Source organism: Nostoc sp. (assembly GCF_036917815.1).
Taxonomy (GTDB): Bacteria; Cyanobacteriota; Cyanobacteriia; order Cyanobacteriales; family Nostocaceae; genus Nostoc.
Genome location: NZ_JBALEK010000100.1, coordinates 215,571 through 229,516, shown reverse-complemented (window position 1 = coordinate 229,516; position 13,946 = coordinate 215,571). Strand labels below are relative to the sequence as shown.

General features: G+C 42.9%; 10 protein-coding genes and 2 pseudogenes. 4 read left to right on the top strand and 8 right to left on the bottom strand.

Annotated elements, in window-relative coordinates; genetic code table 11:
* Positions 1–88: 88 nt before the first annotated feature.
* A pseudogene (locus V7K97_RS30825) lies at positions 89–352 on the top strand (zinc ribbon domain-containing protein); the annotation flags it as partial.
* A 40-nt stretch (positions 353–392) separates the two neighbouring features.
* On the opposite strand, the gene V7K97_RS30820 reads toward V7K97_RS30825, so the two are convergent.
* The 8 genes and pseudogenes from V7K97_RS30820 to tnpA form a co-directional block, all read right to left on the bottom strand.
* Complete coding sequence (locus V7K97_RS30820; protein ID WP_334804761.1) at positions 393–1,055, bottom strand: DUF1361 domain-containing protein; 663 nt, start codon at positions 1,053–1,055, stop codon at positions 393–395.
* A 562-nt stretch (positions 1,056–1,617) separates the two neighbouring features.
* Positions 1,618–2,649: a hypothetical protein gene (locus tag V7K97_RS30815; RefSeq protein ID WP_334804760.1), complete on the bottom strand. Its 1,032-nt coding sequence runs from the start codon at positions 2,647–2,649 to the stop codon at positions 1,618–1,620.
* Between the two features lie 147 nt (positions 2,650–2,796).
* On the bottom strand, positions 2,797–4,689 hold the full coding sequence (locus tag V7K97_RS30810) for an iron uptake porin (RefSeq protein ID WP_334804759.1): 1,893 nt from the start codon (positions 4,687–4,689) through the stop codon (positions 2,797–2,799).
* Between the two features lie 319 nt (positions 4,690–5,008).
* A complete protein-coding gene (locus V7K97_RS30805) occupies positions 5,009–5,488 on the bottom strand; it encodes a hypothetical protein (protein ID WP_334804771.1) in 480 nt (159 codons plus the stop codon).
* 130 nt (positions 5,489–5,618) lie between these two features.
* Positions 5,619–6,383, bottom strand: a complete 765-nt coding sequence (locus V7K97_RS30800) for an energy-coupling factor ABC transporter ATP-binding protein (protein WP_334804758.1) — start codon at positions 6,381–6,383, stop codon at positions 5,619–5,621.
* Positions 6,384–6,497: 114 nt separating this feature from the next.
* Positions 6,498–7,151, bottom strand: a complete 654-nt coding sequence (locus tag V7K97_RS30795) for an energy-coupling factor transporter transmembrane component T family protein (RefSeq protein ID WP_334804757.1) — start codon at positions 7,149–7,151, stop codon at positions 6,498–6,500.
* On the bottom strand, positions 7,144–8,067 hold the full coding sequence (locus V7K97_RS30790; RefSeq protein ID WP_334804756.1) for an energy-coupling factor ABC transporter permease: 924 nt from the start codon (positions 8,065–8,067) through the stop codon (positions 7,144–7,146). The genes V7K97_RS30795 and V7K97_RS30790 overlap by 8 nt, the downstream gene beginning before the upstream one ends.
* Before the next feature lie 584 nt (positions 8,068–8,651).
* A pseudogene (gene tnpA / locus V7K97_RS30785) lies at positions 8,652–9,047 on the bottom strand (IS200/IS605 family transposase); the annotation flags it as partial.
* Positions 9,048–9,137: 90 nt separating this feature from the next.
* Between tnpA and V7K97_RS30780 the strand changes: the two are divergent.
* The 3 genes from V7K97_RS30780 (at position 9,138) to V7K97_RS30770 (ending at position 13,916) form a co-directional block, all read left to right on the top strand.
* Positions 9,138–9,308 (top strand): hypothetical protein, encoded by a 171-nt coding sequence (locus V7K97_RS30780; protein ID WP_334804755.1) that lies wholly within the window; start codon positions 9,138–9,140, stop codon positions 9,306–9,308.
* An 848-nt stretch (positions 9,309–10,156) separates the two neighbouring features.
* Complete coding sequence (locus tag V7K97_RS30775; RefSeq protein WP_334804770.1) at positions 10,157–11,866, top strand: multicopper oxidase family protein; 1,710 nt, start codon at positions 10,157–10,159, stop codon at positions 11,864–11,866.
* Between the two features lie 805 nt (positions 11,867–12,671).
* On the top strand, positions 12,672–13,916 hold the full coding sequence (locus V7K97_RS30770; protein ID WP_334804754.1) for a glycosyltransferase: 1,245 nt from the start codon (positions 12,672–12,674) through the stop codon (positions 13,914–13,916).
* The last annotated feature ends 30 nt before the right edge of the window (positions 13,917–13,946 follow it).

Genomic DNA, 13,946 nt, shown 5'->3' with positions numbered 1-13,946 from the left:
AGATACAATTGAAGCTTGGTTGCAGAAAAAACTTGATCAAACTGCTCAAGATTGAAGTATTTTAGGCAAGAAATTGCTGATTAAATAATGCTCTAATTGTGGTGAAGTTGTCAAAAAGACTCTTAGCACTAGAACACATATTTGTCCTCATTGTGGACATACTCAAGACAGAGATTGGAACGCAGCACGGAACATATTAGAAAAAGCATTGAGTACGGCGGGTCACGTCGGAACTAACGCCTCTGGAGAGACTGATCAATACTTGGGTGAGGAAACTCATAAAAGCAAATCAACTCGTGGAAAGAGGAAACCCAAAGAGCGATCTTTGGAATCCCCACCCTCAACGAAGTAGGGTGGGGAGGATGTCAATAAGCCTGCTTCGACACAGTTAGTCATCGAGCGTTTGGGGTGTTAATATCGGCTGATTGCGTCTTGATCGGATATGCATTTTTTGGTTGCCTGATAAAACCCAAACTCACTCGTTTCATAATCCAGTACAGCCCGACAAGGATCACAAAACTGATAGCAATAATCACCAATGGCTGTTTACCAAGAATTTCCTCAACACCTTCAGCTAGTACGGCATCGGGTTTAGTAATAAAATCCCAACTGTTGAAACGCAAAAATCGTCCCCAATACACACCAATTGCACATAGAAAATGGGTAATCAACTCAAAGCGCCAAATCCATTGGCTTTTGCCGATGCGATGTAAGTAGTAGCCCCAATTAATTAAGGATATTACATAAGCTTCAAATCCACCTAGAATTACTAACAAATACACCGGAATAAGTACTAAAGTAATTATCCATACTGATTGAATGGTACGGATATCATCTATCAAGTGAATTACATCAGTCAACAGATATGGTGCATTTGGCAAAAAAGCATAGAAAACTAAGAATCCTAGCCACCAAAGCCAAGAGGCACCACGCTTAAAGCGAAATAGCCACACACTTAAAGCTAAAGGTATAAAAGCCAGAAATAAATTCCAAGTCATCCACTTCATATTAATTTGCAAGACCTGCACAACTCTGGCTATCAATTCTTCTTTCATAGGTGCTTACTCGGAAGATGTTTAATTGATGTAGATTCACTCTGTAGTGTTAGTGTTAACATTATTGATTGATCAAGTTTTTATAGTTCCCAAGAAAATTAGTTTCCTCCAACATCAGACAGTATTTTTGTGTCAGTTAAAAGTCAATACACACTCATTCATGTCCAAAATTTAGAGTTTTTGTATGTTTCATGCTGGGGGATGAAATTTATCAATCAGCTTAACTCACTAGTATACCCAGAAAATCATCAGGGTAAAATCTACCACCAAAAGGAAGTCTGAGCAGCAAAAACGCTGTGAATAACTTCTGGTGGACTTTTTTAATTGCAATGTTGCCCGTGTCCTGGCTATTATATAGATTTCATTTTGCCCTGCTAGAGTTCCAGAAGCACCTAAAGTTTTTGTTAACAGGTCTAAGTTTGTCAAGTGTGCCTTTGCTTAGGGGCGGGCGAGACGCCTTTAACCCGCGCAGGCGGGTTTTGCCTATTTAGAGGCAGTTTCCAACCGCCCTTTTAGCGTTAAGTTGACACGTATGGTGAGATGCCCACCCCTAAGTCTCTAACTAATGCATTAGCACTCGACTACGGGGGCCGATCGCTTGTTTGGCCAAAGTCGATCCTGTACAACTCTTGGCAGAATTCTGTAAACAAGCAGTTTGAGCAAGGGTTGCAGGGGTCACAACTACTTGATTGACCTCCACAGAATTACCGTTACTCAATTCCATATTAGGTGTAGTAGAGAGCGATGGAGAATTCGATCCAGATGTGTAGGTTGTGGGTGTCGAGGGAGCGATCGCACTACCACCATCAACTGCGGATGTGGGATTAGGTGTGCTTCCACCGCCAATTACTGACGGGGGAGTGGGTGTGCTACTACCAGTAGTTGGTGCAGGAGTTATGAGAGTTGCAGTTGCAGGTACTTTAATTGTTATTGTCGCTAGGGGAGAGTTAGTCATTTCCAAAGATGTCACCTTTGGCGAACCGGGGATATCTGACTTGAAATCAAAGACTGTGGGGGTTTTACCACCATTGCGATCGCTATATCGGACTCCATATCCACTCACTTCAAAAGTCCCCTGATACTGGTTTCCAGTCTTGGGATCGGTGACAGTGCCAGTGTATAAGGCTTTTGTGAGATTAAATTCATCTTGAACTACTCCTTGAAATGTAGTTCCTGCCAATTGTCCTTGGTATTTATAAGGTGTTAACTCACCACCAGAGAGAATGGGCGAAGTTAAAACGCCATTAAAGGAGACAATGGGAATGCCTTTAAAGTCAACAAAATAATGCAGACTACCATCAGAGCGTGTTTGTACTTTCACATAGTCTGACTTGTATACAGGAACGTAATTAGGATTGTTATTAGTACCTAAGTTCCGCGAGTAAGTCCCGGTGTTGTCTGTATCAACACGAGTAGTGCTTTGATTGAAATTGGGATTATTTCTGGGAAGTTGGATAGTGCCTGATAATGTGCCGGTGCTTTGAATTGTGATTTGAGCGGAAGCGCTTGTTCCACCGAAACCAATGAAGACTGCGGCTAAACAGCTGTTGCTAACAACTGCACAACCCAATTTAGTTAATGAATCTAATTTCATGAAAAATTTGCTCCTTTTATCATCTAAAAAAATACGTGTATGTTTACGCACGGGTTTTTCTTGCTCCCACTGGATCGTGAAAGCATCTAATACTGAAATACTCAGTATGCAAACAGCGTATTTTATTACATTTACATCCGTGTAAAATTAAAACCGGAAAGTTGCTCTTAATGCCCCAACTATTAATGGATCATTAGCAGCATTGTGATCGGGATTGAAAATGACAAAGAAGCCTGGAGTCAGGGCGATGTTATCGCTCAGTTGGGCGCGGTAAAAAACTTCTAGATGAATTGATGTGTCATTACGTCCGCCTGCTGTTCCCCCATCAGAAAAGTTGGGAAAATTGAAGCCTTCGGGTAAACTACTAGAAGTAATTTTGGGTGGTTGTCCTACGAGAACGCCCCCTAAATTCCCAGGATGCAGCAAATTGGGAAAAGCCGCGAACACCATCCAATTTGTGGTTTCCACACTTCCAGATAGGTTTAATGGCTTGGAGGAAGTAAAGCCACCCCAACCGCCTAACTGCAAGTTAGGGTTAACTCGCCAAGCAACAGTAGCGCCAATTGCTTGGGTATTGAAAGCTGTAGTATCTGCAAAAGGCGAAATTAGTTGAGAATCGCCAATACCACTTCCCAATAAACCATCTGGGGAGTGGGAATAAAGATAATGTACGCCGATATCGATGTTATTGGTGGGTGCTAGACTTAACTGAGCGCCAGTAGTAAATCTACCGCCAAATAGTCCGCCCTGCTTGCTGTCGCCAGGAAAACTGGGAATTTCCGCACTATAAACGCCTTGTAAACTAATGCGATCGCTAATTTGCCAGTCAAAGCCGATACCACCAGTGCCGTTACCAATACTTAAAATCGGGTTACGCTGACCAAATAGAGAAATTGCACCGTCGCTAGAACCTTCTAAAGGGCTAATACCACGAAAGGTGTTGATGGGGTTGACTCCCGCCGTACCGATGACAATTCCCAAGTGATCCGAGATGAGAAATCGATAAGATAAGTCACTAATAACTAGATTGTTGTCTGTATTTGACTCGAAACCCAACCGCCCCATATTGGTAGATAACAAGGATGCATTAGAACCCAAGTTACCAGCCGATAGCCCTGTTAGCAGTAAATCTCGCCCTGTAAATGAAGTGAAGAAGGTTAGTTGGGCGCTACTTGTGAAAGTCAGATTGGTTTTTCCCTGGCCTTCAGGTACTCCATCTCTGGGAAACAAATCGACATTGGGGCTATTGGTTCCCTGAATGCTAAAAATGGCTTGACCATATAATCTGGTAGTTGTAGAGAACTTATTTCCTTGTAATTCACTAGTTCGTTCTTCCACAGCCTCTACACGGTGCTGCAATTGCTGCAACTCTGCTTTGAATTCGCCCTGTAATCTTTGCAACAAGATTAAATCTTGATTATTAACAGTATTAACTTGATTAGTCGCGTAGGCGTAGCCCGCCGCAGGCATCGCATCGTTAATCTTCTCCAAACAAGCATTTAAACTAGCAGCAAATTCATAACGGCTAATGGTACGATTCCCCAGAAAAGTCCCATCAGCGTATCCCGCAATGCAGCCATAGCGTTCTACTAAAGACTGCAAAGCACCAAAAGCCCAATCGGAGGGTTGCACGTCATGGAGTTGCGATACTGAGGTGACTTGAGACATTGGGTTGTCTGAGTCTGGAGGATCAGTAGATAGGGAAAATTCTTCTGTATTTTCCTGGCTCTGTGCAACTTCGGTTACAGGTTGAGTATATTTCCGTTCAGGTAAATTAGGGTAACTGATGAATTGAATTTTTTCTCTACTTTTTTTAAGTATATTTTCGTACTTATTATTGATAGCTGACGAGTTGGTTATATTTGGCTGCACAAATTCAGGCGGTGTAGTTTCAGCAGGTAAGACAACTTGAGATAAATTTTCCTGTGTTGACTCCTGCACCGGATTATCTGGCATAATTACGGAATTACTTGGTAAATTTAGCACAGATATTGGCGCTGTTGCTAGCACACTCACCATCAGTAGACTAATATCACTCATAGTATTTAATTTGACTTACACCAACATCTCTTTTGACGGACAAAGTGGGTGTATATCAGGAAAATTTCTGAAATAAAAGTGATAAAATCTACATTCTTTACTTCACTTATGCGTAAGACTTTTACTCTGTCGAGGCTAGTCTTATTTCTGACTTTGAAGTGCGGATTGTGGGTTACTATAGCTGAAAGAGGCGATTGCGTCGCGGTGTGAGTGAGAAGTGGGGGATAAGGTAGCAGAGGAGCCAGGGGCAGAAAGAATAACTAATGCCCAATGCCCCATGCCCCATGCCCCATGCCCCATGCCCAATGCCCAAATGGGATTATTCTGGCTGGCTACAATACTTATTCATTTCATTGACTAACGTATCTGACTGCTTGCCAACAGTTGTAGCTGCTGTTGTCAGTGTTGAATCAATTTCGGCTCTAGCCTTTTGGATTTTTTCTCTGCCAGATACTGAGGCTTCTGCTGTTTTAGTTGCACCCAGCGCCCTACCTGCAATAGCTATCGCTTGACTGAGATTTTGAAAAATCTTGACAAAACCGCTTTGAAATTCTTTCAGCTTCGGATCTGTTAACTTCAGTTCCCCAATGGATTTAGTCACAAATTCTAAATCTTTAGATAGCTGTATGCTAGTTATCACTTGGGTTCCTTTATTTTTATCAATCAGAGAAGTTCCGGTATTCACAACTTGAATTAGTCGCTGGCACTGGGAAACTTTATTTTCGCTGCAACTAGTAACGAACAAAGCAATGCTCAGGCTAACAGGAGCAATAACAGTATATTTATGTAAAACAGACATTAACACCCCAACAGCAATAAAAGCCACAATATAGTATTCAATATTACGAGTAAAGGAGGAGGTATTTGGGGATTGGGCAATAGTTATTCTCCCTCATCTCCCTCATCTTCCTCATCTCCCTCATCCCAAATCACCAATCTATCGGCAAACCCAACTGGTTTAAAGTCGCACCATCTTGCAAAAGTGGTTGAATATCACTGTCTATTTGAATGCGACCACCAGACAGTACCAAAGCCCGTTGCGTAACTCTGCCTAACCAATGTAGATCGTGGGAGGCAATTAATATCACCTGCACAGGTAACTTTAACAATACTTTTGCCAAATGACGCCGCCATGCTGGATCAAGACCGTTAGTTGGCTCATCCAAAATTAGAATTGTTGGTTCTAGGGCTAAAATCGAGGCTAGGGCGGCTAGTCGTCTTTGTCCACCAGAAAGTTCGTGGGCGGAACGATTGGCGTAGGCTTCTAGACCAAAATCAGCTAATAACTGACGGGCGCGATCGCTTGCTTCTGCTGCTGACATCCCATAGTTGCGTGGTCCAAAAGTAATATCTTCCAAAATGGTCGGCATAAATAGTTGGTCGTTGGCATCTTGGAACCCAAAGCCAATTTGACGACGCACTTGGGGTAAAGTTTGTGATTCTACGGGGATACCATTAATTGTAATTTTCCCAGATTGCGGTTGTTTTAAGCCGATCAGGTTCTCCAACAAGGTGCTTTTTCCTGAACCAGTTGCTCCCATCAAGGCCACGCGATCGCCTTTCTTCAAGATAAAAGAAATTTCTTGTAATACTGGTTCCTGGCGAGAATAGGCATACACCAAGTTCTCAACCTCGACGACGGCTGTGTGGGGATTACTGGTTGATGATTGGTAATTAGAAGTTAATGATTTCAAAATTTACAAACTCAATATTTGACATACTCCCCGGCGTGAACGCACGGGGATTTTAATTCATGGGTAAGGGAGTGAGGAGAGACGCGATTAATCGCGTCTCTACTGGGGAGTGGGTTAAATTTTGTAAGAAGTTAGGGTTATACCAGCAGCGATCGCCCAAGCTAGTAACAGGGCAAAACGTTCTTTTGGTCTGAGGGTAGAATCTGTGGGCAATTGTCCGTTGTAACCACGAGCTACCATTGCCGCGTAGACTCGCTCTGCCCTGTCCAGACTACGGAGATACAAAGCTCCAATCATGGCAGCACTGGCATAACGCAGCCATCCCCCTGTTCCAGTCAAACCGCGTAATTGGGCGCTGCGGCGCATCCGCGTTACTTCGGAGAGCAAAATTTCCATATATTGCCCAGTTAACAACAAGTTTTCCCTTAAAGGTGCAGGTACAGGTAAGCTTTTGAGGGCGATGCCGACACTGTGGGGCGGTAAGGTTAACAAAAAACTATTCATAGTAACCAGACAAACCAGCGAACGAAGCAGCAAAAAACTGGCTCGTTCCCATCCCAAGGGCAATGCTAGTAATGACAAAAAAATCAATTCTGTACCGAGTAATCCTCCCAATTGGCGAATTGGTACGCGCAACAGCCAAGCCCATAAAAGTGCGATCGCGCCATATACACTTAGTCCATACCAAGCAGAGTGCTTCAATAAAGCTGCCCCGACTACAATCACTAGAGACAGTTGCAAGCGTAGCGGTAAGGAAAGTTTAAGCATTCTTCGGTTTCACCACATTGGCAATGCCAAAGGCAACAGCAAAGGAAACTCCAGACCCCAGAAGCCCAGCAATGCTGGTGCTAACTTTACCATCTAAGCCCTTGACCTTGTAATCAGCCAAAGGAGTAGGAATTTCAACTACTGGGGCTTCTTTATCTTTGAAGCGGTATTTTTCGGCTACTGAGTCCAATCCGTCAGGCCAAGTTGAGGCAAACAGCGATAGCACACCAGCAATTAGGAGAACGCTCACCACTGGCACCAACCACTTTTGTAATTGCGGCTGTTCTCCCGGTAAGAGGTCAGGTCGGACTTTGACAAGATAACTTAACACGCCCCCTGTAATCAGTCCTTCGCCAATGCCAATCAAAATATGGACACCTGCCATTGCTGGTAAACCGATGTTCAAGGGGATTGTTCCTGAAATGGCTAACTCAATAGCGCAAGCAATGGATGCCGCCACCACACTGAACGCTGCTGCAATGCCGGCTGCCAGAGGTAAGCGTCCTCTAGAACCTCCCAGTAGTCGCTGTAATGGTTGGTATAACAACCAACCAACCCAGATTCCCACTAGCCCCATGTTAAAAATATTTGCCCCCAGTGCAGTGATGCCACCATCGGCAAATAGAACTGCCTGAATGACGAAAACCGTTGACATGGCTAAAGTTGCTGCCCAAGGACTACCCAAAACGATCGCCGCTAAGGTTCCCCCCAACAAGTGACCACTGGTACCTCCTGCTACCGGAAAATTGATCATCTGGGCGGCAAAAATGAAAGCGGTGGTTAGTCCCAATAAGGGCGCACGACGCATACCAAAAGCTTTTTGCGATCGCTCGAAGGCAATGAAGATCGCCGCCAAACTCACTAAACCAGTAGCCCCTGCCACCGGAACAGAAACAAATCCATCAGGAATATGCATGATTTACCCTGTATTTTTTAGATGTTCGTTTACGCAAAACAAGCAATAAAACTACGCCATCAAGTTAATAACAAACAAGATTTTTCTCTTTTTTGCAATGCCCTATTGGAGGATCTTGTATTGTTGTTTTTGACACTCCTAGAATTCAGTATATATTCAATATTATACTTAATTTATTAAGTCGTTAATTTTTGTTAAGTTTATTTTTTATCAGTAAACGTTGATAAACCCTCCAAAAAAGGAATATTTTTATATGTCTAATTTTATACATAGCAATCCGATTTGGTGTATGATCCGTTGAGAACTGGGTCGTGTTTTATAACTCCTGAAATACTCTTCCTATATATTTCCGCAGTTTTTGATCCACTCTTTTTTCTCTCTTTGTGAGAAATCCCGACTAAAGGGCTAAAGCTTATTTCAATCTGAGTAGCTGTTTATTCTATACCTAAGAAACACAAGAGGGAGATAGCCCCGAAGTAAACCCATCAAAATCTCAAAAATTTTGATGGGTTTACGTCTTTTAAGTCGGGGTGGAATGCCGACACGGTAAATTTATTTACCGTCAAGATTATTTTGCTTTCTGAAGGATCGTTGATATATTTCTGGATAATTGCAAAACTTATTTTACCAGTTATGTCGCAGAAATAAGCGTGAGTCCACAAGGTCGAAAGTCTCAAAAAATGAGGAAATTCTTACCTTAAATATCGAGATGATATTCCCTTAAAAGCTTTAACTATTTAATTAATCGCAACCCTAGGATCGTATTCGACTAAAAGATGAACATAATATGGTGCTATTTCTAAAGCTTTGATAATCCATCCTTTTTCATTGGCCACTTCTGTTAATATTTGGCTAAGTCTAAGCTTTATTTCTCCCACCAAAACTTTCTTGCGAACTTTGGGAATCGAAACTAAATGGACATTTGCTGAACCAACTCAATGATTTTTATGTTGATACTGTCTGTTATTTGCTGCATTCATTATAGAGATACAATAACTAATTGACAGGAACAATTCTTTATTATATATTTGTTTTCAGGTCGATAATATCTCCAAATCAAAAGATAAACGATGGCTAAAGGCTCCACTAATTCATTCATCAGAGAGATGCCTTTAATTGTTGACAGTAAAAAAGCAAAAGAATTGTTAGCTCGGTTTCAAGCGGGAAGACAACTCTATAATGCTTGTTTGGGTGAAATAATGACAAGGTTAGAATTAGTGGGGAACTCATCAGCTTATTAGCAAGCTAAAAAGATACACAGAGGTAATGCTTTTGCAGAGACAAGAAAAGCTTCTCATTATGGCGAATACGACTTATACTCTTATGCTGCACAGGTAGCTAAAAATTCAAACTGATTTTCGGAGATGTCTAAAAAGTAAAACTACTGTCGCACAAAGTTTTCAGTGTCAGTTTGAGCATTGCCAAAAAATGGATAAAGTCGAGCTTAGAGGATGTTTGAAAAGTCCTCTTATCGGTAGCAAAAAGTTCTAGATCCCCCTAAATGCATGCCACGTGCTACCCTGCGGGAACGCTAAGAGCGAACAAGTCGGCAGACCAGATGCCAGTCGCTCATGGGGGAAACCACGCCAGATGCTCCCAAGGGGAGACCCCAGACGCTCTCTACGAGACGCTAAAAGCGTAGCTTGCTTCCCTGTAAGGGTACGCGGACTCGCTTGCCGCCGGCGCTATCGCTTTTAGCGTCTCCCCTTGGCGCTAGCCTCTCCCAATGTGAGAAGACCGCGCTGGCTCCCCAACGCACTGGCTTGGCTATACAGACAAAACCCACCGACCTGGGTTTCAAATTTCTTGAGTCCGCGCAGGCGGACGAAAGTTTGTGTAGCCGCGATTTCTAATCGCCAGGTATATTTGCACTCATTGAGATGCTACCATCAATCAGTGCCAAAAATTACACCAAACTACTTTTAAAACAACCTCTTAGAGTCGATCTCTGTCGAGGACAAATCTCTTAGCCAGATAGCTAATAAGGCCAAATACCTAACTTGATTTTTACCCGATTCTCCGCACTATAAGTGCAGAGAGTAGCTCAAATTGTAAGTGCTACTTAACTTCTTTGAGAGAAAAACCATTGATGACCAGAATTATTAAACGAATAGCATTAAAACTTGCAGCGCTCGCAGGGGTATTGAAGAGAAGACAACTGCGGCAACTCTTGAAGATTGCTGGCAGTGTTTTTTTTGTTCTTGTTGTTGTGATATATGCGTTGCGAGGGACGGCGCAAACCATATCCCCATCTTCTGTTTGCGCTGTACCGCCTGCGGGAAGCATTGTCAAAAACCCACCAGAAATCCGCAATCCTGATGCCACCCATGCAGCAAACTTTACGGTTGTCAACATTGCCCCTAAGCAAAACTGCTATGTTGTCAATGGTAACCTGCAAGCACCAACCATTAGAGTGAGTCCAGGTAACACAAACTTAGTACTGAGATTGAATAACCAATTACCAGGTCAAGCAAAAGGAACACAAGACCAAAACTGTCAGCGCCAATATCCTGGAGGAATGGCACCCGCAAATTCAACCAACCTGCATTTTCATGGCTTGAGTATATCTTCACAATGCCATCAGGACGAAGTTGTGCGGACGGTGGTTGAGCCGAAACAGACCTTCCAGTACAATATCAATATTCCACAGGGAGAGCCACCCGGACTATACTGGTATCACCCACACGTCCACATGCTGAGTCAAACCCAAGTGCTGAGTGGATTAACAGGTGCGATTATTATTGAAGGCATCGGGAAGTATAACAACCAAGCTGCTCGACTTCCAGAACGGGTGTTTGTGCTACGTGATACGGATCTACCAAAATATTTTGACTATCAGCAACCACTGAAGGATATTTCCATCAACTCAGTTCCCATTAAGTATAAAGGTGGGGGGATTTACGATCCGCCAGCGATCATTCAAATGAAACCCAATGAACAACAGTTTTGGCGTGTGGCTAATACTGCGGCGGATAGCTTCTTTGACTTGCAAGTCCAATACAATAGCATTGCTCAACCGCTTCAATTAGTATCGATGGATGGTGTTCCGATCAATGCTAATAGTCAGTTGCTGAACCAGACTAAATCTGTCTACCACATTGTGCTAGCCCCAGCCGCAAGGGCAGAGTTCATGATTAAGGGTCCTCAAGCGTCGGTTAAGGATGCCAAGTTTTTGACGCTGAATTATGTCACAGGGGCACAACATGCTAATAACCCACAACGAACGATAGCTAAAATTCAGATGCAAGCAGCATCATCTGCTTCAGCCTCAGATCCTGAGTTAAGCGTTGACTTAAGCAAGGTATCGGGCAATCGCTTTTCTGGAATAAATCAGAGCCAGTCTGTAAAGCAGCGCAAGCTCTACTTTTCTGAAACAGCTCCTAATGTAGAACCAGAGCAGTTCTACATCACAGTAGAGCCAAATCAGCCTAAAGTTTACGATCCAAATTTCCAGACTCCCGATATCACGGTTCAGGAGGGAACGACTGAGGATTGGATCGTGGAAAACCGAACTTCGGAAGTCCATACCTTCCATATCCACCAAATCCACTTCCTGGTCTTAAACAGTTCCGATGCCACTGAAATCGGGATGATGCGCGACACAATCAATGTACCCGCCTGGAACGGTAACCCAAACACCCCATTTCCCAGTGTGAAATTACAAATGGATTTCCGAGGCATTCAGAATGGTACAAGTAATGGTACAAGTATTGCAGGTACTTTTGTCTACCACTGCCATATCTTGGAACACGAAGACAAGGGTATGATGGCATCTATTCAAGTCAAGAGTGCTAACTAGACCCGTCAAAAATATACAGCGTTTTGCAACTAGCTGCCTATAGAGAGGTAGCAGCCAATTCCTCAGAAGTATTTGTCAACGAAGAGGAGTACGTTTTAGGACTTATATCATGTCCGCTTGATTGCTTATTAAACCCGAAGAACCCCACCCCCGCCAAAGCTATGCTTTGTCTCCCCTCCCCGCAAGCTCTTAGGGGCTGGGGGTGGGGTGTATTGACTGTGGTTGGCATAACTAATTATGCGGACATGATATTACGCATTGACAGCAAAGAACAAATATGGGTGATTTGAAAAACCACATTTGTCGTAGGGGCAATTCATGAATTGCCCCTACCGTGCTTCCAAAAGTGGATGCTCCCAAAATTTCTGACTTGATCTTCAAAACTCAGGTTTAAATTGATGGTAAGCAAGTTAGTAGTAAGAACTTCAGCCCTGATGTCTTAAGCACTAAAGTGCTTACTACTAACTCTTCATTACTAGCTTGACAAAGTAGTATTAAAAAATCATAAAAATACGCTTTATAAACTGTATATTTTCTGACTTAGTTTACTTAATGATTGGGCGGAACTATATAAAAATATATCGCTATTGTAAATATACCATAAAAATAAGTGGTAAAATTTAAACTTTAGATAAAACTTGCGAAAATACTCTGAATCGAAGTGCAGAAATTACTAAACTTTCAGAAAAGCTAACTGTAACAAAAGTATTTATTAAGTTTTAAATAACTAAGTTCAGTCAATAAAGCCAGCAGTTCGGCTCTATTTTCCACGAACTTGAGACACCCTCGTTCTGCAATTTGGAATATGAAGACAAACTCATCTAACTTACTGTTAACAGTACCAACTGGTCCACTAAAGATTTTAGATTTGCCTCCTAACCCTGTGGATACAGGTAGTGAATCTATTTATCTTTCTCTAGTAATTCCTACTTATAAAGAGCGTGACAACATCAAGAATGTGGTCAGTATATTAAGTCAATTACTGGATGAATCTATTCCAGGGAACTATGAGCTAATAGTGGTAGACGATGATAGCCCAGACCGAACTTGGGAAATAGCCCAATCCTTGACAACAGAATACCCACAGTTGCGGGTGATGCGTCGCCAACAGGAACGGGGGCTGTCTTCTGCGGTGATTCGTGGGTGGCAAGCAGCGACGGGGAATGTGTTGGGGGTGATTGATGGAGATTTGCAGCATCCACCAGAGGTGCTGATACAATTATTGCGTAGTGTTGAGCAGGGAGCAGATTTGGCAGTAGCCAGTCGTCACGTCGAAGGTGGCGGTGTTAGTAGCTGGAGTGTTGTGAGGCGTTTCTTGTCTCGTGGCGCTCAGTTGTTAGGCTTGGTGATCTTACCGGGGGTACTGGGCAGAGTTTCCGACCCCATGAGTGGTTATTTTATGGTGCGTCGGAGTGCGATCGCCAATGCAACACTCAATCCTGTAGGATACAAAATTCTCTTAGAGGTAATCGGGCGGGGAAAAGTAGACCAAGTTGCCGAAGTTGGGTATGTGTTCTGTGAACGTAAAGAGGGTGAAAGCAAAGTTACATGGAAGCAATATATAGATTACATCCACCACTTAGTGCGGTTGCGGCTTTCCACAGGGCGGGCAGGACAATTGAGTAAAAAAGTCAATTTCCCCATTGGTCGATTCCTCCGCTTTGGGTTGGTTGGCTTTAGTGGGGTATTTGTAGATATGGGATTACTTTATCTACTCAGCGATCCGACTACTTTGGCTTTGCCCCTGACACGTAGCAAAATTATTGCTGGTGAAATCGCAATTTTAAATAATTTCTTCTGGAATGATGCTTGGACATTTGCTGATGTCAGCGCTAGACAGCAAGAATGGCATCAACGCCGGAAGCGGTTTTTAAAATTCAACGCCGTTTGCCTTGCTGGACTCCTATTGAACGTACTGATATTAAATCTGGTATACAATTTTATCATTCCTAACCGTTATATTGCCAACTTTATTGCGATCGCAGTTGCTACTATCTGGAATTTCTGGATTAATTTGAAACTTAGCTGGCGCGTCACTGACGTAAAATAGTCACAACGAGGGATTTGAGATTTTGATTTT